We start from the raw sequence: 25895 nt of genomic DNA, 5'->3' as shown, positions 1-25895 counted from the left end.
TACGAAAAAAGTAAGCGGCTGCTTTGTATTTTTGAGAGGTGAAAAAGGAACCCTTGCACTGCCCTAAAGCTCCTTTGAAAAGGCGAAGAGGAGCAAACCCGGGTAGGTAAGCTCCTCTTCGCCAAAAATAGGTTTAACCTTAATTTGAAGGTTTACGGAATTGTGTCACATCAGATATATACAATCCTTTTGCTGCACTCATCGGCTTGGACAATAATTTAGCCCCGCCTCTACTACTTAAAATAGCACGATTTCTCATCGTTGCAGTTGTACTTACCGTATTTCCCGTGATAATCTCTAAAGCGCGTCCTAATTCAGGATCGCTTGGATTGCCAAACTCCTTGACCTTTCCAACCCACTGAAAAGGAGAAATGAAATTTTCTTGTTTGCTTGGAATGATTCCAGGCACAACGCTTCCGTCGTTTAGTCTTACCATTGGATGGGGATCCATATCTTTGTTGTAATAAGCAAAGGTGATCGGTTGCAATTGCCATTTGTGGTCTTTGTTTCGGTTCTCATAATTTAAGAAGTCGGAGGTAGGAGAATCGTATAGCGTATGCGATCCCACAAACTTCCCTACAGTAAGATATCCAATCACCTCTACGTCGATGTATTTCTTTAAACTCGTGACAGTAAGCTCACTTGCGGATGCGGTTTGGAAAGAAACCAACGCATAAATTTTTGGTAGGGTCAAGCTATTAACTTGCTGTACTTCTCCTGTTTTTTCCTGATGACCGTCCACAATATTGTAGATATCAATCTTGTCACTTAGCTTATCAAACTCATCGTACTGATTGTGCTTGTCATTAAAATCTAAGTAGACATAATCTCCTCCTGTAAACGAACCGTTAATCATCTGTGCAAGTCCTACGGCTGTGTCTAATGAACCTCCTCCATTATAACGCAAATCTAAAATTAGCTCATTCACTCCGTCTGCCTTCATTTGAGCAAATTGGGCGTTTAACTCATCATTATAATCAATTTTAAATCCATTGAATACCAGATATCCGATTGTTCTGCCCCCTTCTTTAAAGACTTGGTAGTGCGCAATCGGATTCTCTTCCACCATGGTTTTGACAATCGCAATCGATTCGACTTTGTCGGTCGTGGAAATCACTCCGCTTTCATCATTGTAAGAAGCTGTATTCGCTCGTGTAAGGCTAAACGAGTCTCCGAATAGCTGCGAATAATTAGACCCAACTAAAAACTGTCCATTTACTTTCGTAATGACATCACCCCTTTTAAGACCCGCTTTGTCTGCACTTGAATTTGGAATAATATAATTCACTAAGGCAACATATCGTCCTGATCCGTCTCCTTTTCCTAACACGGCAATCTCTAATCCTGTGGTCGATTGTTCCTCTGCTACATACTGAGCCTTGGAAACAATCTCATTATCGTTTTCTATCCAAGAGAAAAAGTCAGTTTTCCCATATTCAAAAAGCAACTCATAAAAGAGTTTGTCTGGACTCTTTCCATTAATAAAAGTTGCATAATCGTTAGGGGTCGCAAATTTCGCATCTCCCAGATTGGTTGATTCCTTTTGCCAGTAATACCAGGAATTCATTGCCTTCCATACAAAATCATTAACTTTATCTGGAGTAATGGTGGTCACAGGAGGTTCAGGCGTTGGATCTGGTTTCGGATCGTCTTCTCTTGAACAACTTGCCAATAGAATAAGTGCCATATAAGAGGTCAATGCAATTTTGCTAAATCTCATAGTTTTCATATCTAATTTTTACTAGTTTTGTGAAATGTCAAAAGCTAGATCGTAAAAATATGAAAATAACTAAAATAAAGAAGTCTTTTCTACTAATTATTCTCTCACTCGTGAGCATTGCTTGTAAAACCTCAGATATTCCAGAGGTGAAAAACCCGACGTATCAATCGTTTAATGAAGGAACTGAGAAGGGGTATCTTGTTGATTTTGAATTGTCTAACGAGAACGCATTGCCGAGTGCAGTGGTCATCAATAGTCTAGAACACCAAGTGCTTCCAAGCGATAAAAAAGGTCTTGTTTACCACCTAAGAATACTAGCAGAATCCCGTACATTGTTAGGATTTAGGCCTAAAATGGTCGATAAGCCGAACGGCATTCTGTTCCAAAAGGACTCTACTGAAATTTTCAAAGAGGTTCCTTTTCAATTGATCGAAAAGTAATCATCTCGATTCGACTCAAGAAATTGTAAGGTTTTGAACGAAGTATTCCCCGTGAGGTTCTCGTGTAAAATTCAACCTCAGCCCCTTTTTATAGGTCCCTGGGCGAACGTAATTTGCTAATATATTTTTTCTTAAATTTAGAGTGTTTAATCTCCAAATCTTATGAAAAAGTTAGCGATTTTGTGTTTACCTCTGTTGGGTACACTTTTATTTTCCTGCCAAAACGGCACTTCATCATCTTCGAGCACTTCAAATACGACCGCCACTGAGGGCGCGAATCCGGAAACGGAAAAGCCCAACACAGATATTGCAGCTGCTTTTGAAGGCCAAACCCGAATCAAAGGAGTCCATACTTCCACTCCTTATTCCGTTGAGATTCTCAATGAAAACCTAGGTAGCCCTTGGGCAGTGATTCAACTACCTGACTCTCGGTTTTTAACCACAGATAAGAACGGATGGATGAATCTCGTGAGTATGGATGGTAAATCAAGTCATAAAATTCAGGGACTTCCGTCTGTGGATTCCAAGGCACAAGGCGGTCTATTAGATGTGGCGCTGGATCCAGATTTTAAAAACAACAAAACACTGTATTGGTCTTATTCGGAACCCGTTAAAGGCGGAAACCATACCTCAGTGGCCAAAGGAGTACTCTCCGCAGATGAAAAATCAATTGAAAACATACAAGTCATTTTCAGGGCTACTCCTGTGTACGATGGCAAACTGCATTACGGGAGTCGTCTTGCCTTTGATTCGAGTGGATCACTTTATGTAACGACCGGTGAACGATCTGATCTACCTACACGGCCACTCGCACAAGACGGCAATGCCTATCTTGGCAAAATTCTTAAACTAACGAAAGATGGGAAAGCCGCCTCCACGAATACCTTAGGTTGGAAACCTGAGATCTATTCCATCGGACATCGGAATCCACAAGGCCTCGTATTTCACCCTGAAACAAAAGAACTTTGGGAAACGGAATTCGGACCTCGAGGGGGAGACGAAGTCAATTTAATAAAACCTGGAATTAATTACGGCTGGCCTATTATTACCTACGGAAGAGAATACAGCGGCGCTGTCATTGGAGAAGGAATTGGGCAAAAACAAGGGTATGAGCAGCCTGTCTATTATTGGGATCCTTCAATTTCTCCCAGTGGAATTGATTTCTACACGGGTTCGATCGAAGAATGGAAAAACAACCTATTTATTGGAAGCTTAAGTGGACAAAAAATCATCCGATTATTGATTGAAAATAATAAGGTAATTGGAGAAGAATGGCTACTCACGGAATACAATGAGAGATTTAGAGATGTCCTCAGTGGACATGACGGCCATCTTTATGCTGTGACCGATAGTGGAAAACTCTTTAAAGTCTCGAAAAAATAAGAATGCCTTTTTAAAAAGGATAAAATAGCCTCCAATTCGTGAAGGCTATTTTTTTGTTTCCGATTTTTTGACTCCCTGGAAATCTTTCAGATAGAACGGTTCAAAATAAGCAATGTCTTCAAACATTTTAGCTTCAAATTTTGCTTTTGCTTTCCGAATTAGGTACTGCGCAGAAGGAAGAATTTCATCCTTGTAATTGGCATTGGATAAATTCAGGATGGATTGGGCTTTAAGTGCACCATCGCCGACAAAAAGAATCTTCTTGCCCCCATATTTTGAAAAGCTGTCCTCATCTAAAATAAGGTTCTGACTTGTATCGAGCAGTTCTCCAGTAGTACCGTCATACGCTGCGGTATATACTTCCATTCGTCTTGCATCGATTAAAGGGATTATAACCTCGTAAATTCTGTTTAAAAAAGGTTCTACGAGGGTATCCATTGAATTGACTGCAATTAGGGGAATATTGAGTGCAAAGCAAAATCCTTTTGCACTAGATGCACCTATACGTAGGCCTGTGTAGGAACCCGGTCCCATACCCAGACAAACAGCCTCAATGTCCTCCAGTGTAAGACCCGCTCCTTCAAGCGCCCAAGAAACGAATGGGTGCAAGTTTTCACTTTGCTTATAATTCTCAGATCGCTCTTCACATAAACATAACAGTTCCTCCCCTTTGGAAACGGCCACGGAACAATTTTTTGAAGAAGACTCAATGTGTAAAATCGTCATGCTGCAAAATTACTCATTTTTATGAATAGTCCTAGGTTCGCTTTGAGCGGACGGATAAATTGTAAGATCAGAAATGGTGACATGCGCGGGAGCTTCCACACAGTATCCAATCGCATCCGCGACATCTTCGGCCTTTAGGGCCTGAAAACCCTGATAAACTTTGCTAGCCCTTTCTCTATCCCCTTTAAATCGGACGTCTGAGAACTCAGTCTCGACTGCCCCTGGCTGAATATTCGTTACTTTGATACCCATTTGGGTTAATTCAAGGCGCATACCTTCTGAAATCACATCCACTGCTCGCTTGCTTGCACAGTAAACGACTCCGCCCGCATAGGTCTGTCTTGCAGCTACAGAACTTACATTCACAATGTGTCCTTTCTCTGTCAATAAAGGTAGAATTGCTTTAGAAACGTACAGTAGTCCCTTTACATTTCCATCGAGCATGGCATCCCAATCATCTAGGTTCGCCGTTAGTAGACTGTCTATTCCATGCGCATTCCCAGCATTGTTCACCAGGACATCTATTTTGCGAAATGCGACCGGTATCGAGTCTACAGCTTTTTGTACACTCTCACGATCCCTAACGTCAAAAACAAGAACATGCACTTCACACTCAGAGAACTGTTTTTGTAGTTCGTGTAGCTTCTCTTCTCGTCTTCCACAGAGGATTAATCGATGCTTCATCTGTGCAAAATAAGTGGCTACTGCTTTGCCTATTCCAGAGCTTGCGCCCGTTATAAAAATTGTTTTCATATCCTTATTTCATTAAAAAAAATCGTCATTAACTGAGCATTTAGCTTTGTCAATGACAATTAGAAATTTGTGTGGGAATTTAGGACGGCAGTTCAGATATTACATGAACCGCTTCTTTTAGATAAATATCACGTTGTAAGTTCTTAATCCAGTTTTCTGATTTCTTCTGAAATGCCTCGTCTGTTTTTTCACGCTTTAGCTCGTCTTCATAGCGAATAAATTTCAATCCATTTTCGCTTTTTTCGAGCGCTTCAAAACGCTTAATCTGAGCTTTTCGCTCTTGCATAAGGGCACTGAATTTATCAATATTTAAGGTGATTGTATCTTCCTTGTCTAGCTTCTCTTTCCACTTAGCGGATTCTTGAACAAGTTGGTAAATGTCATCCTTTGCTAAACGCGAAGCACTATTCTGCTTCAATTTCACAAGGTCAAATCGATTCTCTTTTTTAATGTTTTGAGCCGCTGGAATCTTATCCCAAGCGAGAACAAAATCTTCATAACGTTCCCCAATTTCAGCGTGCGTAAAGAAATCGTTCATTACGATGTCGGATTCAATCCCTTTCTTCTGCGTGGACTCTCCTGTCACTCTATAAAACTTCTGAATGGTCAGCTTTAGAGATCCAAAATCATCGTTCGTACTTAAAAATCGGTTGAGATCGACAAAGGTTTGTACAGTTCCTTTCCCATAGGTTTGTGGCGAACCAACAAGTACGGCTCTACCGTAATCTTGCATTACACCTGATAAAATTTCAGAAGCAGAAGCGGATAATTCATTTTGCATGATCACTAGCGGACCGGTCCAAAGAGGATCGTTTGCCTTGGTGGTTAGCGTTTGAATTTTTCCATTGCTATTTTTCACTTGAACATAGGCTCCCTCATTCATAAATAAGCTCATGATATCCCCTACTTCTGTAAGCGATCCTCCCCCATTATTTCTTAAATCAAGAATAATCCCCGAGATGCCTTGTGCCTTAAGTTTTATGATCTCGTTCTTGATGTCATCAGAAGCATTTCGTCCTTTCGCATCCTCGAAATCTGCATTGAAACTTGGTAAGTTTATAAATCCATATTTCTTACCGTCCGGTGCATCTACAAGAATACTACGGGCAAATGTATCTTCAATGGCGACTTCTTCCCGAACCATGGTTACTTCTCTAATTGTTTTGTCCTTCTTCTCCACGGTAAGGGTCACTTTCGTTCCTTTCTCCCCGCGAATTAAGCGTACCGCTTCATCTGCGAGCATTCCAACCACATTAACAGGCTCTTCGCTTGGTTTGGATCTTACCTTAAGAATTTTGTCACCGTCACTAAGTTGTTTAGATTTCCAAGCCGGTGCACCAATGGTTAATTGTCCAAGGTACAAATAGCCTTTCTTTTCTTGAATTAGAGCTCCAATTCCAATCACTTTCCCTTTAAACATCAGATCAAAATCGTCCTTGTCCTTTGGAGAGTAATAGTTCGTATGAGGATCAAATACTTCTGTATATGCATTCATATATACAGTAAACCAATCCATTTTTTTTCTTTTCTTAAATCGCTTAAAGGATTCGGTCACTAGGTCTTTCACCTCCTCAGTCGCTTTTACCTGCTTTTGTTCCGGAGTTAAAATCTCAACTTTGATCGTATCCACTAACTTGTGTTTGATCACCGAATCTTTTTTCTTTTTCTGAGACTCCTCTTTTGCATTAAGAGATTCTATTTCTTGTAAAATATTGTATTTGATGTACTTTTTCCACTCGTTATAGAGCTCTTTTTCCGTTTCTGGAAATTCTTTCTTTTCAGGTTCAAGGATCAGAACCTCGTCTTCTTTTAGGTTAATAGGGTTCTTGAAGATTTCCTGCGTCGCTTGATCAATTTTGTCAATGCGTTGAAACAATCGATTATAAGTCAAATTATAGAAGGTAAGATCCCCTTGATTCAAATAGTCATCGAGTAGAGTTCGATGCTTTGCAAACTCTTCCGTATCGGACTTCAAAAAGTACCGCTTTGCAGGGTCAATCATACCTATGTAGGTGTCGAAAACGTTTTGAGAATATGCATCGTTGATCGGCGTAGGTGTATAATGTAAATAGCTAAGTGTATTTTTTACACTGACCATTATCGTTTGCATCTTTTCATCGTCATTCTTAGGTGAGTTAAAACAAAACACCAAAGAAGTCAAAGGGATGAAAAGAAGTAAAGTATTGAACTTGAAATTTTTAAACATATTGAACGTTCGTTTGTATAATTGGTTGAATGGCCTTGTCATTTGTTACATGACCGAAACAAGGAATCAAATTTAATACCTTATTTACAAAATGTCATCTAATTTTTGATTAATTTTGTGAAAATGAATACGACAACTCAAAAACCGCTCATTTTGGTGACCAATGATGACGGTATTACAGCACCTGGAATTCGCAACCTGGTTGAATTTATGAACGAAATTGGCGAAGTGGTGGTGGTCGCACCCAATTCTCCTCAAAGTGGCAAAGGTCACGCCATTACAATAAACTCTACCCTTACATTTGAAGAAATTAATCTCGAAGGACCACAAAAGGATTATTCTCTTAGCGGTACGCCTGTAGACTGCATAAAATTCGCATTGAACCAGATTCTCACTCGAAAACCAGATTTAGTGGTTTCAGGTATAAACCATGGAGCTAACTCTTCAATTAATGTCATTTATTCAGGTACCATGTCCGCTGCAGTGGAAGCAGGAGTTGAAGGCCTACAAGCAATTGGATTTTCACTTCTTGATTTCAGCTGGGAGGCTGATTTCAAACAAGCAAAGGAGTACATTCAACAAATCGTAAGAAAAACGTTAGCCAGCCCTCTTCCAAAAGGGATTGTCTTAAATGTAAACATACCTAAGTTAGAAAAAGAGGAGCTTAAAGGAATTCGTGTCTGTCGACAAGCAGATGCAAAATGGGAAGAAAGTTTTGACGAAAGAGTAAGCCCACACGGCAAAAAATACTATTGGTTAACCGGATATTTCAACAACATGGACGAAGGGAAAGATGCAGATGAAGTAGCTCTTTCTGAAGGATATATCTCTGTGGTTCCGGTAAAATTCGACCTAACGGCTCACGAGTACATTAGGGATCTCGGAAAGGTGCTAAACACCTAATTTAAAAATCAACGATAGAATCTATCACAACTAATAACCAAAACGGGATGCCCTTTAATTAGCCTCCCGTTTTTTATAGTAGTCAAATATTCCCTGAAGGATTTTTGTCGAACGAATTCTTAATCGACTATACCTCCAATTTTTTCACTGCTTCCCTAAGAGCATTTGCAGCTACTTTTAATTGTGAGCTCCAGTCTTGTGCCGCGGACTCATCGGCACCGTCTGAGACATACTTTAGGCAAAGGAAGGGTAAATCTTCGCGTTTGCATAGAAAGGCAAACGCATAAGCCTCCATATCGATTAAGTTAAAAATATCTTTCTTCATCGTGGTTTCAAAATTGTCACCTGAACCGCATATTCCCTTCTCAAACTCCTTAGGAACCAGACCATAACCTAAAACTTCTGGCTCTTCGATAAAGGGCGTTTTGTACTTGGGAAGACCTAGTCCACTCACATCCATATCTCTTTGAACAAAAGCTTCACTGACCACAATTTCACCCCGGTTAAAAAAGCTACTTCCTGCCGTTCCTAGATTCAATACGAGATCCGGCTTGGGCCCACTCATTAACCGTTTTGTCAAATGGTACGCCGCATTCACTTTACCAACACCCGTGAAAAGAGTCTCAAATTCTTTGAATTCCTGTCCTGCTTCTGCTTCCATCGCAAAAACGAGAAGCGGTCGATGATACGTAGTACCGTCAATACAAATTGCCATGACCTACGTTAGCATTCCACCGTCCACATTAAGAACTTGTCCTGTAACGTACCCCGATAATTCACTTCCTAAAAATACACAGGCATTTGCTACGTCTTTAGGTTGTCCTCCTCGCTTCAAAGGAATGGCTTCTCTCCACCCTTGAACTGTCTTTTCATCCAATGCTCCGGTCATTTCCGTTTCGATAAATCCTGGCGCAATTGCATTGCAACGGATATTACGGGAACCTAGCTCAAGTGCAATGGATTTTGTAAAGCCAATCACACCGGCCTTCGAAGCGGCATAATTTGCTTGTCCTGCATTTCCCTTAACCCCGACAACAGAAGTCATATTGATGATAGATCCAGACTTTGCTTTCATCATCGGTTTAATGACCGCCTTGGTAAGATTAAAGACGGAGTCTAAATTCACACGAATAATCGTATCCCAATCCTCCTTTGACATACGAAGCATTAGGTTGTCTTTTGTAATCCCAGCGTTATTGACTAGAATGTCAATTTTTCCAAACTCTGCCATTACTTCGTCGATGAGTTGCTGAGCAGCATCAAAATCAGAAGCATCCGATTGATACGCTTTTACTTTTGTATCGGAACCTAGTGTAGTTTCAAGTTCTTTAGCCTTCTCCACAGATCCTGCGTAGGTAAAAGCAACTTGTGCACCTTGTGCGACAAACCCTTCTACAATTCCTTTTCCAATTCCTCTTGTACCGCCCGTAACAAGGGCCACTTTTCCTTCTAGTAATTTCATATATTCAAATAAGTAAAAAAGGACGTTCTCCTTTTTCGTTGGTTAATTCTTCGTATTGTTAATAATGAGAACGATTTCTCCTTTCAAGGTTTTGCTTTTTGAAAACGCAATCAATTCTAGAATGCTTCCGCGCTTTGTTTCTTCGAATTTTTTTGATATTTCACGACTTAAACTCACGCGAGTTTCCGGACCGAAAAATTCTAAAACCTGTTCAAGTGCTGTATTGATTTTGTGCGGACTCTCGTACAATATTATTGTTTTTCCTAAGGCAGCAAGTTCCTTTAATTTCGTTTGTCTCCCTTTTTTGGCAGGAAGAAAGCCTGCGAAGAAAAACTCATTGTTAGGAATCCCCGACACTACTAATGCCGGTACAAAAGCGGTGGCACCGGGCAAACAGATCATTTCTATATTTGCATCACTACAGGCGCGTGCAAGTAAATATCCAGGATCTGAGATCCCAGGAGTTCCTGCGTCGGTGATAATTGCGATGTTCGAACCGTTTTGCAGGTCTTCCACGATTTTGTCCGTCGCATGATGCTCGTTATGAAGATGATAGGACCGTGTAGGTTTACTTATCTCATAATGTTTGAGTAAGATACCTGAAGTCCGAGTGTCTTCGCACAAGATATAATCGACTTCTTTTAAAATACGAACCGCTCGAAAACTCATGTCTTCAAGGTTCCCGATGGGTGTGGGTACAAAATACAAGATTCCACTCATAACTCTTCAAAAAATTCATTGGCAAAGGATTCTAGACTTGGATCTCGTGCACCCATTAACAATAGCACGCTTTGAGAATCTAAATGAGAACGCATGGATTTCAAAAGATCTTTTCTATCCTCTACAAAAAAAGCCTGCTTGCCTGCATTCTGAATTCCTTTTACTAAATCGTTTGCAGAAATATCCTTTGTGGCGCTTCCGCCAGCGTAGTAAATCTCGCTCATCCATATCTCATCCTTCTCACGTAGTGCTGATGAAATTTCTTGAATGAAATCGTCTTTTAAAAAGCGTGTAGGACCAAATCCATGGGGCTGAAACCAGGCAATCACCTTGGGTCTTACGGCCTGAACTGCGCGGATAGACGCTGCACACTTTGCAGGGTTATGAGCATAGTCATCAATTACCCAAATTCCGTTTTTCTCTCCTACTATTTGGTGGCGTCGAAAAATTCCTTCGTAAGTTTTTAAGCTCTCTGCACAGGTTTTTAAATCGACTCCAATTTTATGGGCTACGGCTACGGCCGCCGCTGCATTCTCTGCACTATGTTGCCCTAAGGCATTCATTTCAAATCCTTGAGCAAGAAGCTCGAAACGAATCTCAAATTCATTCTGAACATAATTCGTCACATTGTAATGAGCTTCAGGAGTTTCGAATCCAAAATCCTCATTTCTATTGTCAGAAAGCTTCTGTGTGAGCTCATGGCCTAGGTTCACCACGAAGCTACCCGTTGTATTGGATTTAAATTGTTGAAAAAGAGAAATCAATTCCTCAATTTCTTGATGGTCTTTGTCAATATTCAATAGTAGCCCAATTTCGGGAGTGTATTGTATCACAGACCCATCACTTTCATCTGCTTCAATAATGAGCCATTCGCCTTTTCCGACGTACGCATTCCCGAGCTTACCTTTTTTAATTATACTGGTTAAGCCGGCACCTGTAATTATGCTTGGATCCATGTTCCCATCCTTTAGGATTTGAAAAAGCATGGCAGCAGTGGTACTTTTGCCAGAAGTGCCCGCAACGGCCACTGTTCGCTTGCTTTTAGCGATTAGGGCTAAAAGTTCACTTCTTTTGATAATAGGAATTCCTAATTCTTTTGCCTTTTTTACTTCTGCAACTGTGTCTTCAATGGCACTTGAAACTACAATTAACTCGGTTGCAGCCGAAATTCCAGATCCGTCCTGCGCAAAACATTGAATACCTTCCTCTTCAAGTTGTTCTTTGGTCCGATTGTACTCTAGGGAATTAAAAAACCGATCGCTACCTGCAACCTGTTTCCCTACTCCGCTAAGATACTGAGCGATAGCACTCATGCCCACTCCAGCAACTCCGATAAAAAAAACAGTATTGAACTGGGAAATATCTTTAATCATACGCTCTTAAATTCTATATCTTGTTTTGGAAATGGGTTCTTCTATTGAAATTTATTCTCTACAAGCATCCATAGCCTCTGGGCATACTCATCCACTTTTTTCCAATCTCTTTTGTGGTATACCTGACTTAAATAGTCTTTTGCCTCGGCTAAATTGCGAAACTCATTAAGCTCATTGACGGTGTGGTTTAAATCAGATTGACTTCCGTCAAATAAGATTTTGGAGAATGCAATTCGATCGTTCAAATCCAATTTAAAATGAGTTCGTTCCTTGGACTTGTTTTGGGTCTCTATATCTGAAAAATCCTTGCTTGCCACGTGACTTTGAAGTGAAGTAGGCGTTGTGTCGAGGGCATCGTCGTCAAATAGTGACCGAACGGATCCTGTTAGTCCTTTGATATGCGCAAGTTTAATCTTTTTCTCGATTCTATGCGCTTGTGCTTTCTGCTGGACTTGTGTTGAGTTTAAAACTTCTAGTTCATCTACCTCTTGATCTTCCACCGATTCTTCCTGCTCAATTACCTCCGTACTGGACTCCATAAGCTCAAGGGTTTCATTTTCTTCCTCTTCTTCGTGTTCTGCTTTTACGGGCAGACTTTCTTCAATTGTTTCCTGCGATTCTTCCCAAGATGTAGAGGCATCCAAATCCTCTGCAAATTCAAAATCTGTTTGTAAACTTTCACTTTCCATCGCATTCTCAGTAGTTTCTTCCGCGAGTTCGGCCTCAACTCCTTTCCCTACTTCGGATTCTGGATTGGACTCAGTCTCTAAATTTGAAATCTCTGATTCCTGTTCTATACTCGGTCCTGCGATTTCAAAATTGAAGGCTGGACTTTCCTCTACGATCTCCTCTTCTAGTTCTTGCTCACTTTCCTTCATCACCTCCTCCAAAATAGGTTCTGGTTCGGAAAAATAAAGCAAATTTTCCTCACAATGTTTTAAGAAAGCTATTTTTTCTACCAATATATCAAGATTCGCTTTCTGATCGATCAATTCCATTTCGCTATCAATCTCTTGTAAATCTGCGATAATCTCCTTGCAATCCTCAAAATACTGTAATCTTAAATCTTCGATCGTAGTCATAGCTAACCTTATTAAATTTTCGTTATTTTTGATGCTTCAAAACTACGGCTAATTTAACAAATGTTTTTAGAAAATACAATAAATCACGCTAAGCAAAGTGGATGGATGGAAGTCATTTGCGGATCTATGTTTTCAGGGAAAACAGAGGAATTAATTCGTAGGCTTCGACGTGCAGAAATGGCAGGGCAGGCCGTAGAAATCTTCAAACCAAAATTAGACGTACGTTATGACGAAACGCAAGTCGTCTCACATAACGACAATAAGATCCGTAGTACACCCGTGGAGAGTTCAAGTGAAATTTTACTGCTGGGTTCTAATTGCGCGGTAGTGGGAATTGACGAGGCTCAGTTTTTTGACCACGGGATCGTAGAAGTTGCCAATACACTGGCCAACAACGGAGTTCGAGTGGTAATTGCAGGTCTTGATATGGACTTCTTGGGACGTCCTTTTGGTCCGATGCCCGATTTGATGGCTACCGCAGAATACGTGACCAAAGTACATGCGATTTGCAAAAGAACAGGGAATTTAGCCAATTACTCCCTACGGATTACCGAAAGTAAAGATTTGGTTGAGCTCGGAGAAACCCAGAGCTACGAGGCGGTTAGCCGCAACGTATTTGTGGAAGAGCTCGCCAATCGTAAACGATAGTTTCATAATTAAAAAGCAATGAATTACACTGCTCAACAGATTGCAGATATTACCAACTCTGAGCTGATTGGTGACAAAAATCGTCGTGTACAAAAAATAGCATTCGACAGCCGAATCATCTATTCCACAGAAGACACAGCTTTTATAGCGATATCCACGCCCAAAAGTAGTGGGATTAAATACATTAGCGAAGCGAAGGATAAAGGTATTGATGTGATTATCGCAGAGCAATATTTACCCAATTATGAGGATCTTACCTGGATAATTGTAAGGGATGCGCAAGTTTTTTTACAACAACTTGCTTCTTATCATTTGCGACAGATCGAGAACTTAAAAACCATTGGAATCACTGGAAGTAATGGAAAAACGGTCGTTAAAGAATGGCTATACCAAAGCCTTTGGGATCGTCAAAAGACCGTAAAAAGCCCAAAGAGCTTTAATTCTCAAATTGGTTTACCTCTATCCATCCTACAACTTGAACCCGAGGATCGTTTAGGTCTTTTTGAAGTGGGTATTTCAAAACCTGGCGAAATGGAGAAGCTGGAAGCTATTCTTTCACCAGAAATAGGCATCTTGACCCATATTGGATCTGCACATTTATATCATTTTAAGGAAGAAAGTCAATTAATCGACGAAAAGCTTAAACTCTTCAAGCATTCTCATACTGTTATTTTTTCTGGAGACAATCTAGACGTTTACAGAAAGATAAATTCTGAGTATGCAGACCGTGAACTACTCAGTTTTGGTTTTAAATCGCATAATGATGTACACATTATAGGAGATTGGCAAAACGTTCAAAAAGACGTTCTAATTCAACTTAAGGGAGAGCAAATACAGCTTCCGGTCCAACAACGGGATCACGCTACATTAAATAATGCACTCTGTATTTTAACGACTCTTACCTATTTAGGATATTCCTCTTCGCAAGCCATCGCAAAAATCAATGCGCTAAAAGGGGTCGAAATGCGGCTCGAGAGTGTAAACGGTCAAAAAGGAAACCTAATTATCAATGATTCTTTCAATTTAGATCTCGATTCTTTAATTACGGCCTTCCAATTTATAAAAGAATACCAAAAACAAGAAAAGAACTTAGTTCTGACCGATTTTTTCGAAGGACAAAACTCGAAAGGCCTCTATGAGCGAGTGGCAAAGCTAACCAATGAACAAGAATTCGATACTGTTTTTCTAGTCGGGGAAGAAATATCTCAACATGCCTCGCTTTTTGATTCGAAAACTTACACTTTTGAGCATACGCAACAACTTATGTCCAGTCCTGTTCTTCAACGAATAGAAGATTCTTTAATCTTGTTGAAAGGAGCTCGTCGATTTGAAATCGAGCGTTTAAAAAACCAACTAGAGCTGCAAAAGCACGACACTGTATTAGAGATAGACCTCAATTCCATTCTTCATAATATTAACGTACATAAATCTCTAGTCAAGCCTCAAACGAAAATGATGGCCATGGTAAAGGCATACGCCTATGGCTTAGGAGGGTACGAAATTGCCGAATTTCTACAGCACCACCATATTGATTACTTGGGGGTTGCTTATGCGGACGAAGGGGTGGAACTTCGAAAGAATGGAATTACTACTCCCATTATGGTCATGAATCCCGAGCAGCATAGTTATGCCACGATCATTGACTACAATCTGGAGCCTGAAATCTATAGCTTTCGAGTTCTCTCGCTTTTTTGCGAGCAACTAGAGCAAAAAGGGTATTTGGGATCTTATCCCATTCACATTAAAGTGGAAACAGGCATGCATAGACTTGGATTTAAAGAATCGGAGATGCAAGCCCTTACGCTAAAAATTAAGCAGCTCAATGTGCATGTAAAATCCATTTTCTCTCACTTATCTACCTCAGATATACCAGAAGAAAAATCCTACGTAATAAGCCAAGTAGAAACCTTTGAGCGGATTACGACTTCGCTTATAAGTCTACTTGGGTACTCGCCCCTACGTCACATCTTAAACTCGTCAGGAATTGCAAATTATCCCGAATTTCAATTTGACATGGTGCGCATCGGAATTGGAATGGTGGGCGTCAGTTCTTCCCAGCCCATAAAAGATTCTCTACAAAACGCCGTCCGTTTCAAAACCGTCATTTCTCAAATCTCCGAGATTAAAGAAGGTGATTCTGTTGGGTATAGCCGGCGCTATATTGCCTCACATGACACTCGTATCGCAACCATACCTGTGGGATATGCAGATGGTATTCCTCGACGCATTGGTAATAAGAAAGCATTTGTAAGCGTAAAAGGGACTTTAGTGCCTATTGTTGGGAATATATGCATGGATATGCTTATGCTTGATATTGGAAATTTAAATGTGCAGGAAGGAGATTCCGTCACTATTTTTAACGGTAGTCCTTCACTTGAAGAGTTTGCCGTGTATTGCGAAACGATTCCTTATGAGGTTCTCACTTCCATTTCTCGTCGTGTTAAACGAATTTATATTAAAACCTAATGAAGAAGTTACTAAGTCTCCTACTCGCCTTCTCTCTTTGCCTAAGCATTCAAGCCCAGGTAAAAAAAGACCTTGTCATCCCTAAAAATGCAAAAGTTGGGCTCTCTCTATCAGGAGGAGGAGCCAAAGGGTTTGCCCACATTGGAGTACTTAAAGTAATAGACTCTCTAGGAGTTAAAATCGATTATATTTCCGGGACTAGTATGGGTGCCATTGTAGGAGGGCTTTACGCCTCAGGCTATCGCGCGAAGGACATTGAGCAAATCGTCTTAAAAACGGATTTCTATACTCTTATCGCGAATGAAAAGACGCGGCAAGAAACTTCATTCTTCAACAAATCAGTAGATAAATACTTGCTCAATATTCCCATTAAAGATGGAAAAGTTAATATACTGCCTACTGCAATTTCTTCAGGTCAGAAGAACATCTACATGTTAAAAGAATTATTTAAAAACGTTTCTAATGTAAATGATTTTTCTAAGCTTCCGATCCCCTTTATGTGTGTGGCCACTAATTTAGAGACCGGTAAAATGGAACTCTTCGAAAAAGGTGATCTCGTGAATGCAATTATGGCAAGTTCCGCGTTCCCATCCCTTATGGACCCTGTACAGATAGGAGATTCTCTTTACATTGACGGAGCGATGACGGTGAACTATCCTTCAAAACCTTTGAAAGACAAAGGAATTGACATTGTGATTGGAGTAGATTTAAGTCAGGGTCTGGCCACTAGAGAGCAATTAAATAGCTTAATAGCCATCCTTAACCAAGTAACGGACTACTCGATTCAAAAAGAGACGAAAAATCAATACAATTATACAGATATCAATATCCATCCCAATCTAGAGGGGCTTAGTGCTACGAGTTACGGAGATAAACAAAACATCCTATCGAAGGGCTATCAAGAAGCGCTAAAGTATAGTTCCGTATTGGATTCGCTTCCAAAATCAACCGAAAATCTATTACGGGCCCCAACCAACCCCGTATTTAACAACCTTTACAAAATTGAAGGCATTAAACTGGAGAATAACAAAATCTTTAGCAGTGATTACGTTCAGGGAAAAATGAATTTGTCTCTACCCTCTCTTCAGAGCTACACATCCATAAACAAGATGATTGATAAACTGTACGCTACAAACCACTACAAATTAATCAATTACGATCTTGTTCAAGAAGAAGACAAAACCTATTTGAAACTAACTGTAAACGAAGACGAAACTCGCTTTTTCTTAAAATTCGGGCTCCATTATGACGAGATCTTTAAAACAGGTCTATTGGTTAACATTACAGCAAAACGATTGCTATTTCGGAACTCGACCATTTCGGCGGACGTCATTATAGGTGATGCACCACGATATTACTTCAATTATTTTATAGACAATGGCTATATCCCAGGATTTGGACTCTATGCTTCCCGCATGTCTTACGATTTAAAAGATAAAAATTCAATTACTTATCAGAAACAGACCTGGTACCGAAATGATATATTCATACAGTCGGTTTGGCAAGACCGTTACGCAATTGGTGGCGGACTTAGTCATGATCATTTTGAATCCAAAATCCCAAGTTCCACAGTTTCGACGAAAGACCAATTTCTCAACCCTTACGCTTTTATTAAAAGCGATACCCAAGACGATCGAGATTTTGCAACACGAGGCATCTATTTATACGTCGAAGGAAAATTAATAGACGTCCTTGATAAAGAGACGGATAATTCTATCTTCCAAGCAAAGGCAAATGTTAAAATCAATATCCCTATAACCTCCTACTACACCAATCGACTCCAAACCATGGTGGGACTTTCAGTTGGAGAACAGCTTAATCCTTTCTATGAATATAAGCTCGGTGGGATTTTTGGACAAAACATGGGTAATTTGATACCTTTTAATGGATACGAGCTGGGACAGGAAACTGGAAACAATATATTCGTGGTTTCCAATGATTTTCAATTCAAGATAAATAAAAATCTATTTCTAACCCCTAATGTATCCATTGCGACTGCATTTAATTCTTTGGAAGATATTCAATTATTTGATATCATGCACTCCTCTGTAGGGCTAACCGCAGGCTATAGATCTCCCTTTGGACAGATAAAACTAAATTACAGCAAATCACTTACAATTAATAATGAAGGGTTATTTACCGTAATCCTAGGACACTGGTTTTAATATGATAAACTATTTTTTTGAACAGATCCCTTCTATGGATATCGCGACCTCCACGACTGAGTGGTTAACGTCATTAGTTGAGCGGGAAGGCAAAAAGGTTGGCGAAATATCGTACATATTCTGTGACGATGAATACCTACTCTCTATTAACAAAACCTATTTACAACACGATTATTACACAGATATAATCACTTTTGACTATGTAAAGGGTAGCCTTATAAACGCAGATATTTTCGTATCTTTGCCCCGCGTTTTAGAAAATTCAAAGTCATTATCAACAACTTACGACCAAGAATTGCATAGAGTGCTTGCTCACGGCCTACTCCATCTTTGTGGATATAAGGACAAAACCGAAGAGCAGGAAGCTCAAATGCGCGCAAAAGAAAACTTCTATCTTGAGAAGCGATAAGGATTGTATTTACTTTTAGGAAATTTTATTCTCCTAAATCTCTGCATTTATACCTACACTTCTCAGATTTAAGAATCTAATGTTTCACGTGAAACATTAGAAATTTAATCCAATAGATTGGAAATTATGATTAGTGAAATATACGATGTAATAGTAGTGGGCGGAGGTCATGCTGGTTGCGAAGCAGCAGCCGCAGCAGCGAACATGGGATCCAAAACTCTACTAGTTACGATGAATATGCAAACGATAGGTCAAATGAGCTGCAATCCAGCAATGGGAGGTATTGCAAAAGGACAAATCGTACGTGAAATCGATGCCATGGGTGGTTACTCAGGTATTATAGCGGATAAGTCTGCCATCCAATTCAAGATGCTAAACTTATCTAAGGGACCCGCTATGTGGTCTCCTAGAACGCAGAATGACCGCATGCTCTTTGCCCAGGAATGGAGACTGGCTTTGGAAAATACTCCGAACTTAGATTTCTTTCAAGACATGGTGAAAAGCCTTTTGATTGAAAATAACAAAGTATCTGGAGTCATAACATCTCTCGGTATTCACATCAAATCAAAATCCGTTGTACTTACAAACGGGACCTTCCTAAACGGGCTTATCCACGTAGGTGATAAACAGCTTGGAGGTGGACGTATGGGAGAACCCAAAGCGTTTGGTATTACTGAACAGCTGGTATCCTTAGGTTTTACTAGTGGTCGAATGAAAACCGGAACACCTCCCCGAGTAGACGGAAGAAGTCTAGACTATAGCAAAATGGAAGAACAGCCGGGAGATCCAAATCCAAAGAAATTTTCCTACTTGCCTAGTGATCCATTGACAGCCCAAAGAAGCTGCCACATTACGTATACCAACGAAAAAGTACATGAAATTCTTCGTGAAGGGTTTGACAGAAGTCCTATGTTTAATGGAACCATCCAAAGCATTGGCCCAAGATACTGCCCTAGTATTGAAGATAAAATCAACAGATTTGCCGAACGTACGAGACATCAATTGTTCGTAGAACCTGAAGGCTGGAAAACGGTTGAAGTTTATGTAAATGGATTCAGTTCCTCACTCCCAGAAGACATTCAAGTGAAAGCGATGAAGCAAATTCCAGGTTTTGAAAACGTAAAAGTTTTCCGTCCTGGGTATGCCATTGAATACGACTACTTCCCTCCTACTCAACTCCAGCATACCTTAGAAACCAAATTAATAGAAAACCTTTATTTCGCAGGTCAAATCAATGGAACAACAGGATACGAAGAAGCAGCGGGCCAAGGCCTAATGGCAGGGATCAATGCGCACAATAAGGTCCACGGTAAACCGGAAGTTATTCTCAACAGAAACGAGGCCTATATAGGTGTTCTTATTGACGATTTAATCACAAAAGGAACAGAAGAACCCTATAGAATGTTTACGTCGAGAGCAGAATACAGACTACTGCTTCGTCAGGACAACGCAGACATTAGACTAACACAAAAATCATATGAATTTGGATTAGCATCACAGGAACGTCTCGAAAGAGTTCAAGAAAAAATAGTAAAATCCCAAGAACTGGAAGCCTTTTTAAGGGAAACATCCCTTAAACCTGGTATAATTAATCCTATTTTAGAATCTATCGAATCTTCTCCTGTGGATCAAGCCTATAAAGCTGCACAGATCCTTACTAGACCCAATATGAGTTTAGAAAAACTTGATGAAATCGATTTCATTAAAGAGTTCTCAAGAAATTTTCAACAAGAAGTTCGTGAACAAGCAGAAATAAACATAAAATACAAAGGCTATATAGACAAGGAACGTGAAAATGTATCAAAACTTTCACGAATGGAAAACATCAAAATTCATGAAGACTTCGACTATACTAAGATAGCCTCTCTCTCAGCAGAAGCAAAAATTAAGCTACAAGCTGTACAACCACGTACCATTGCCCAAGCTTCTAGAATCAGCGGAGTCTCCCCTGCCGATATTAATGTACTACTTATTTATATAGGAAGATAAATATATTGTTTCACGTGAAACAATTCATTTGAAATTGAAAAACAAAACAAATGCAGGTTAAAGATCATTTTCTTACTCAAGAGGAATTTGAAATAAAAGATACGGATACCGAAGGTATTAAAAAGACATGGCCCATCCCCTCTCAATTAAATAGATATTACCAAAGTCCAAAATACATTTCCCATCACCAAGATAACGGAAGTTTAAAAGAAAGAATCTACAAATTTGTACAATCTTTTAATCTCAATTACAAGCGAAATATAGTTGCTTCGCATAGTTTTAAAAATGCAAGTGTACTCGACTATGGATGTGGCGCCGGTGAGTTTTTAAAAACCATTGAGGAGGATTTTATAACCTATGGCTATGAACCCTCAAAAGTAGCAAGTGAAGCAGCGAAAAATAAACTTAAGAAAACCCATCTCGTTACAGACCTCGAAGATCTACCGGATTCTTCTTTGGATGTAATTACCTTATGGCATGTATTGGAACATATTGAAAATCAAGAAGATACATTAAATAAATTATATAACAAACTGAAAACAAGCGGTATACTAATCTTAGCGCTTCCCAATTATAAATCGTTTGATGCTCAGCATTACAAATCCTATTGGGCTGCTTACGACGTACCAAGACACCTTTACCATTTTTCAAAAATAGGGATAGAATCTAAATTTGATTCAAACTCTTGGAAACTGAAACAAATCAAACCTCTCCTACTCGATTCCATTTATATTTCAATTCTGAGTGAAAAATACAAAAAAAACCCATTTGCAATCCTTTCGGGAGGTCTCATTGGAGTAATTTCTAATTTTAAAGCATTAAAAACAAACGATTATTCTAGTCTGATATATATTATCGAAAAAAAAGAGAACGTTTAAATTTGACCTATTTCTGAAAGCTATTTTTTCGGAAAAATTTACTAAAAAAGAAAAAAAGAAAGGCCGGAGATAATTAAGTAATCTCCGGCCCTTCTTTTTTTATCAAAAAATCATTAATGCATGATCGCAGCAACTCCAGGCAATTCCAAACCTTCCAAACTTTCTAACATTGCTCCACCTCCAGTAGAAACATAAGAAACTTTATTCTCGTAGTTATTCTGCTTAACAAACGCTACACTATCCCCTCCTCCAACAAGAGAAAAAGCACCAAGCTTTGTTGCTTCGGCAATACTATCCCCTAGTGCAATCGTTCCTTCCGCAAAAGAAGGCATTTCAAAAACACCCAGTGGACCGTTCCAAAGGATGGTTCTAGAATTCACAATCGTATCATGAACTAATACTCGAGATCGAGGACCAGAATCAAGTCCCATCCAACCTTCTGGAATATCATAAATATCTACCACTTTCGTATTCGCATCGTTATTGAATTCATCCGCAATCACTACATCCATAGGAAGACAAACCTCCACGTTATTAGCCCTAGCCTTTTTCAAAATATCTAAAGCTAAATCCATCTTATCCACTTCCACTAAGGAATTTCCAATATTGCCACCCAAAGCCTTAATAAAGGTGAACGCCATTCCTCCTCCAATAATGAGATTGTCTATCGCGCCAAGCATATTTTCAATAATGGTTATTTTAGAAGAAACTTTAGATCCTCCAATAACTGCTGTCACCGGTCTTTCTCCTTTTCCGAGTACTTGTTCAATAGCTTCTAACTCTTTAGCCATTAACAAACCGAAAAATTTAGTTTTAGGAAAAAATTTAGCAATTACTGCCGTAGATGCATGGTTACGATGAGCCGTACCAAAGGCATCATTAACATAGGCATCTCCATACTTAGAAAGCTTTTCAGCAAAATTTTCATCTCCATCTTCTTCTTCTGTATAGAATCTTAAATTTTCAAGTAAGAGAATCTCGCCCGTCTTTATTTCCGAGGTCTTTTTTACAGCCTCATCCCCAAGACAATCAGAACAAAATTCTACTTTATGTCCTAAAACTCCTTCAATATCTTTCACAATATTTTTAAGCGAAAACTCTTCACTCACCTTTCCTTTAGGTCGCCCCAAATGAGTCATAAGCACAACCGAACCCCCATCGCTAAGTATTTTATCAATCGTAGGTTTTGCAGCCTCAATTCGGCTTAAATCAGTTACTTTTAAATCCGCACTCTGTGGAACATTGAAATCCACTCGGACTAGAGCTCTTTTATTATTAAAATCAAAATCTTTAATTGTTTTCATATTGCTTTTTATTCATTGCTTAATGGAAAACAAATCTAATCAATTCACCGCCTTAAAAAAAATCAAACTCACTAAAATTAATCACAAACCCTTCTTCACATTACCTAACAGTATTTCACTATTTTTTTTTATATATAAAAAGAAAAGTGTTGTATGTTGTTATGTCTTGTTAGTTGTGGGGATAAGTTTTTTTAAAAAAGTTTACCTCGTACAATAGGGAATTAATCCGCAAGTAATTCACATTTCATATATTTGATAATTAGATAAATGCGAGGTTATTCACAATTAACTGCAATTTTTTTTTAGTTTGATTTATGGATAAAATCTATATGGACAAACTCGGTATAACTGCGGCCAAATTTTGGAAAAGTATTTAGCTTTTCTCTTTTAGTATTCTGTCTTAGACAATTTAGGTTAATAAAACAAGAGCAAGTTTTGGATAGTTATTCACACGTTTCTTATGATTTATTAACATAGTTCCTAATAAAATGTTAAAATGGTTTCTATCAACGCTTTATAAACGACCATTAGTTTATAACTTATAGTTATTCAAATAGTTATAATATAGTGAAAGTATTGAGCTTGATTTTAGAGTGGGGATAAATATCGGACTGAATTTAAAATTGTAAATTTGGAAGATTAAAAATGAAAAAAATGAAGAAAATTGCCATTGCTTGTGACCATGCCGGTTTTGAATATAAAGAATATTTAAAAACGATGCTTAAAGATCGTTACCAGATTACAGATTATGGTACGGACGGTTTGGAGAGTGTAGACTATCCTGACTTTGTACATCCCGCGGCCAATTCTGTAGAAGAAGGCATCAATGAAATGGGTATTTTAATCTGTGGAAGTGGACAAGGTGTTCAACTTACTGCAAACAAACATAAAGGGGTGAGATGTGCACTTTGTTGGATGCCTGCTTTAGGGAGTTTAGCAAAGCAGCATAATAATTGCAATATGGTTGCTATTCCAGCTCGTTTTATTGCAAAAGAGCTTGCTCTAGAAATTGTAGAAACTTTTTTAACAACAGAATTTGAAGGCGGAAGACACCAAACCCGCGTCAATAAAATTTCTTGTTAAGTATATAACCCACCGTGTCAATGGCAAAAAAATCAAAATACATTAGTCAAAAGAACAATCAGAAATTACGAGATATTGGTAAAAAAGTTCTCGAGTTCATGAATAAGGAAACCTCGAAAATCTACAATTACAAACAGATTTCTGATGGTATTGACTATAAAAACCCTAGACAGAGAGAACTGGTAATACAAGCTCTGCATCAACTTCTATCGCAAGATAGAATCAAAGAGGTTGAAAAGGGGAAATACATCGTAAATCTAAAGATCCAAGGAACGCTGACAGGAATCATTGATTTCAATCAAGCCGGAAATGCATTTGTGAAAGTAGAGGGGTTTGAGGATGATATATTCATTCATTCCAAGAATGTAAAAGATGCTTTTCAAGGAGATAAAGTAATGATTGTCACCTACAATTACAAAGGCAAAAAGCTTGAGGGCTCTGTTCTGGAAGTACTTGAAAGGAACAAAACAGAGTTTGTTGGAACCTTCGAACATATCACACTTAAGGATTTTGCTTTTGTGGTCGCCGATAGAAAGGTGATTAATACCGATATATTTATTAAAAAAGAACACTTTGGCGGTGCGACATCCGGAGATAAGGTTGTGGTTCGAATGCTAGGTTGGAACAAAGGGGATAAAAACCCTCAAGGAGAAGTAATTCAGATACTAGGTGCGCCTGGGGAACACGAGACCGAAATTCATTCCATTTTAGCAGAATATGGACTCCCTTATGAGTTCCCTGCAGAAGTCCAAAACGCAGCGGATCATATAGATCGAGAAATTCGAAAAGAAGAAGTTGCAAAGCGTAGAGATATGCGCTCTGTTCTAACCTTTACCATTGACCCGAAGGATGCAAAGGATTTTGACGATGCGCTTTCGATTCAAAAATTAGAAAATGGAAATTGGGAAATAGGCGTGCATATTGCAGATGTATCCCATTATGTACAACCCGAGGGTATAATTGACCAGGAAGCTTATGAACGTGCCACTTCAGTCTACTTAGTTGACCGAGTCGTTCCCATGTTACCCGAGGTGCTCAGCAACGATGTTTGCTCCCTTCGTCCTAATGAAGACAAATATACCTTTTCGGCTGTTTTCGAGTTAGACGATCAATCGAACATACAAAACCAATGGTTTGGTAGAACGGTAACCCATTCAGACCGTAGATTCTCCTACGAAGAAGCTCAAGAACGAATTGAAAGTGGAGAGGGTGACTTACATGAAGAAATCAACACCTTAAATAGGCTTGCTAAAATTTTAAGGGATGCGCGTATTAAAAACGGTGCAATTACTTTTGATCGAAGCGAAGTGCGATTTAATTTAGATGAAGATAATGAACCGATTGGGGTTTATTTTAAGGTAAGCAAGGATAGCAACCATTTAATTGAAGAATTCATGCTACTTGCCAATCGCAAAGTATCGGAATTTATTTCGCTCAATTCCAAAGGAGAAATATCGAATAAGACCTTTATTTACAGGATTCATGACGATCCTGATCCTACTAAACTGGAAGCCTTACGAGATTTTGTTTCTACTTTTGGCTACAAAATGAACATTTCGAATTCGAAGCAAACCACGGAAAGTATGAATTCTCTTTTGCAAGATGTAAAGGGGAAACCAGAAGAAAATATGATCGAAACCTTGGCCATGCGCTCGATGAGCAAGGCAGTTTATTCAACCGATCCCATTGGGCATTATGGGTTAGGTTTTTCTTATTATTCACATTTTACTTCTCCAATACGACGTTACCCCGATTTAATTGCCCATCGATTATTGCAACATTATTTAGATGGCGGGAAATCGGTGAATAGCGAAGAGATTGAGGAAAAAGCGAAACACTGTTCTGCACGAGAGCGATTAGCAGCTGATGCGGAGCGTGACAGCATTAAATATATGCAAGTGAAATTCATGGATAAACATGTCGGGCAGGTGTTCGAAGGTGTTATCTCTGGAGTAGCAGACTTCGGATTTTGGGTTCAAATACCAGAAAATGGTGCGGAAGGACTTATTAAACTTAGAGATTTGACAGACGATAGCTACCAATACGATGCGAAAACGCATTCCGTTCATGGGTCTAGGCATGGACGTCAATTTCAATTGGGAGATAAAGTGAAAATCAAAGTAATGAAAGCCAATTTGGTTCGAAAACAACTTGATTTTAAAATTGTAGATTAACCTCCAGAATC

Annotated in this window: 21 protein-coding genes; 11 read left to right on the top strand and 10 right to left on the bottom strand. The window is 39.2% G+C overall.

Going from position 1 to position 25895, the window contains the following annotated elements:
* Window positions 1-139: 139 nt before the first annotated feature.
* Window positions 140-1729: a S41 family peptidase gene (locus ACX3PZ_RS03055; protein WP_459083004.1), complete on the bottom strand. Its 1590-nt coding sequence runs from the start codon at window positions 1727-1729 to the stop codon at window positions 140-142.
* A 50-nt stretch (window positions 1730-1779) separates the two neighbouring features.
* On the opposite strand from ACX3PZ_RS03055, the gene ACX3PZ_RS03050 reads away from it, so the two are divergent.
* Both ACX3PZ_RS03050 and ACX3PZ_RS03045 read left to right on the top strand, forming a co-directional pair.
* Window positions 1780-2160, top strand: a complete 381-nt coding sequence (locus ACX3PZ_RS03050; RefSeq protein WP_459083002.1) for a hypothetical protein — start codon at window positions 1780-1782, stop codon at window positions 2158-2160.
* 162 nt (window positions 2161-2322) lie between these two features.
* Window positions 2323-3543 (top strand): PQQ-dependent sugar dehydrogenase, encoded by a 1221-nt coding sequence (locus tag ACX3PZ_RS03045; RefSeq protein WP_459083000.1) that lies wholly within the window; start codon window positions 2323-2325, stop codon window positions 3541-3543.
* A gap of 45 nt (window positions 3544-3588) precedes the next feature.
* Here ACX3PZ_RS03045 and tsaB read toward each other — a convergent pair whose 3' ends face one another.
* The 3 genes from tsaB to ACX3PZ_RS03030 all read right to left on the bottom strand — a co-directional run bounded on the left by tsaB (window position 3589) and on the right by ACX3PZ_RS03030 (window position 7228).
* Window positions 3589-4269 carry a tRNA (adenosine(37)-N6)-threonylcarbamoyltransferase complex dimerization subunit type 1 TsaB gene (gene tsaB / locus ACX3PZ_RS03040; RefSeq protein WP_459082998.1) on the bottom strand — a complete coding sequence of 227 codons (681 nt, stop codon included), beginning with the start codon at window positions 4267-4269 and terminating at the stop codon, window positions 3589-3591.
* A 9-nt stretch (window positions 4270-4278) separates the two neighbouring features.
* Complete coding sequence (locus ACX3PZ_RS03035; protein ID WP_459082996.1) at window positions 4279-5022, bottom strand: SDR family NAD(P)-dependent oxidoreductase; 744 nt, start codon at window positions 5020-5022, stop codon at window positions 4279-4281.
* 79 nt (window positions 5023-5101) lie between these two features.
* Window positions 5102-7228: a carboxy terminal-processing peptidase gene (locus ACX3PZ_RS03030; protein WP_459082994.1), complete on the bottom strand. Its 2127-nt coding sequence runs from the start codon at window positions 7226-7228 to the stop codon at window positions 5102-5104.
* A 123-nt stretch (window positions 7229-7351) separates the two neighbouring features.
* Here ACX3PZ_RS03030 and surE point away from each other — a divergent pair, with 123 nt between their 5' ends.
* Window positions 7352-8131, top strand: a complete 780-nt coding sequence (gene surE, locus ACX3PZ_RS03025) for a 5'/3'-nucleotidase SurE (RefSeq protein WP_459111957.1) — start codon at window positions 7352-7354, stop codon at window positions 8129-8131.
* A gap of 127 nt (window positions 8132-8258) precedes the next feature.
* Here surE and ACX3PZ_RS03020 read toward each other — a convergent pair whose 3' ends face one another.
* From ACX3PZ_RS03020 to ACX3PZ_RS03000, 5 genes are read right to left on the bottom strand one after another with little or no spacing between them, the layout of a single operon-like run.
* Window positions 8259-8846 (bottom strand): phosphorylase family protein, encoded by a 588-nt coding sequence (locus tag ACX3PZ_RS03020; RefSeq protein ID WP_459082990.1) that lies wholly within the window; start codon window positions 8844-8846, stop codon window positions 8259-8261.
* Between the two features lie 3 nt (window positions 8847-8849).
* Complete coding sequence (gene fabG, locus ACX3PZ_RS03015) at window positions 8850-9593, bottom strand: 3-oxoacyl-[acyl-carrier-protein] reductase (protein WP_459082988.1); 744 nt, start codon at window positions 9591-9593, stop codon at window positions 8850-8852.
* A 42-nt stretch (window positions 9594-9635) separates the two neighbouring features.
* Complete coding sequence (rsmI, locus tag ACX3PZ_RS03010; protein ID WP_459111956.1) at window positions 9636-10313, bottom strand: 16S rRNA (cytidine(1402)-2'-O)-methyltransferase; 678 nt, start codon at window positions 10311-10313, stop codon at window positions 9636-9638.
* Window positions 10310-11686, bottom strand: coding sequence for a UDP-N-acetylmuramate--L-alanine ligase (locus ACX3PZ_RS03005; protein WP_459082984.1), 1377 nt, complete (start codon window positions 11684-11686; stop codon window positions 10310-10312). The genes rsmI and ACX3PZ_RS03005 overlap by 4 nt, the downstream gene beginning before the upstream one ends.
* A 41-nt stretch (window positions 11687-11727) precedes the next feature.
* Entirely contained in the window at window positions 11728-12768 is a 1041-nt protein-coding gene (locus tag ACX3PZ_RS03000) for a hypothetical protein (RefSeq protein WP_459082982.1), read from the bottom strand.
* Window positions 12769-12828: 60 nt separating this feature from the next.
* On the opposite strand from ACX3PZ_RS03000, the gene ACX3PZ_RS02995 reads away from it, so the two are divergent.
* The 6 genes from ACX3PZ_RS02995 to ACX3PZ_RS02970 all read left to right on the top strand — a co-directional run bounded on the left by ACX3PZ_RS02995 (window position 12829) and on the right by ACX3PZ_RS02970 (window position 21323).
* Window positions 12829-13416, top strand: a complete 588-nt coding sequence (locus tag ACX3PZ_RS02995; protein ID WP_459082980.1) for a thymidine kinase — start codon at window positions 12829-12831, stop codon at window positions 13414-13416.
* 18 nt (window positions 13417-13434) lie between these two features.
* Window positions 13435-15882: a bifunctional UDP-N-acetylmuramoyl-tripeptide:D-alanyl-D-alanine ligase/alanine racemase gene (locus tag ACX3PZ_RS02990; RefSeq protein ID WP_459082978.1), complete on the top strand. Its 2448-nt coding sequence runs from the start codon at window positions 13435-13437 to the stop codon at window positions 15880-15882.
* Window positions 15882-18047 (top strand): patatin-like phospholipase family protein, encoded by a 2166-nt coding sequence (locus ACX3PZ_RS02985; protein WP_459082976.1) that lies wholly within the window; start codon window positions 15882-15884, stop codon window positions 18045-18047. The genes ACX3PZ_RS02990 and ACX3PZ_RS02985 overlap by 1 nt, the downstream gene beginning before the upstream one ends.
* Window position 18048: 1 nt before the next feature.
* Entirely contained in the window at window positions 18049-18456 is a 408-nt protein-coding gene (gene ybeY / locus ACX3PZ_RS02980) for an rRNA maturation RNase YbeY (protein ID WP_459082974.1), read from the top strand.
* Window positions 18457-18582: 126 nt separating this feature from the next.
* Window positions 18583-20445, top strand: coding sequence for a tRNA uridine-5-carboxymethylaminomethyl(34) synthesis enzyme MnmG (gene mnmG / locus ACX3PZ_RS02975; protein WP_459082972.1), 1863 nt, complete (start codon window positions 18583-18585; stop codon window positions 20443-20445).
* A gap of 50 nt (window positions 20446-20495) precedes the next feature.
* Window positions 20496-21323, top strand: a complete 828-nt coding sequence (locus ACX3PZ_RS02970; protein WP_459082970.1) for a class I SAM-dependent methyltransferase — start codon at window positions 20496-20498, stop codon at window positions 21321-21323.
* A gap of 113 nt (window positions 21324-21436) precedes the next feature.
* Here ACX3PZ_RS02970 and ACX3PZ_RS02965 read toward each other — a convergent pair whose 3' ends face one another.
* Complete coding sequence (locus tag ACX3PZ_RS02965; protein ID WP_459082968.1) at window positions 21437-22627, bottom strand: phosphoglycerate kinase; 1191 nt, start codon at window positions 22625-22627, stop codon at window positions 21437-21439.
* A 654-nt stretch (window positions 22628-23281) separates the two neighbouring features.
* Between ACX3PZ_RS02965 and rpiB the strand changes: the two genes are divergently transcribed.
* On the top strand, window positions 23282-23710 hold the full coding sequence (rpiB, locus tag ACX3PZ_RS02960) for a ribose 5-phosphate isomerase B (protein WP_459082966.1): 429 nt from the start codon (window positions 23282-23284) through the stop codon (window positions 23708-23710).
* Between the two features lie 20 nt (window positions 23711-23730).
* The gene (gene rnr, locus ACX3PZ_RS02955; RefSeq protein ID WP_459082964.1) at window positions 23731-25884 is read left to right on the top strand and encodes a ribonuclease R; all 2154 of its coding nucleotides are present in this window, start codon (window positions 23731-23733) and stop codon (window positions 25882-25884) included.
* The last annotated feature ends 11 nt before the right edge of the window (window positions 25885-25895 follow it).

The organism is Chryseobacterium sp. A321, from assembly GCF_054489265.1.
This window is presented reverse-complemented; position numbering and strand designations above follow the sequence as displayed.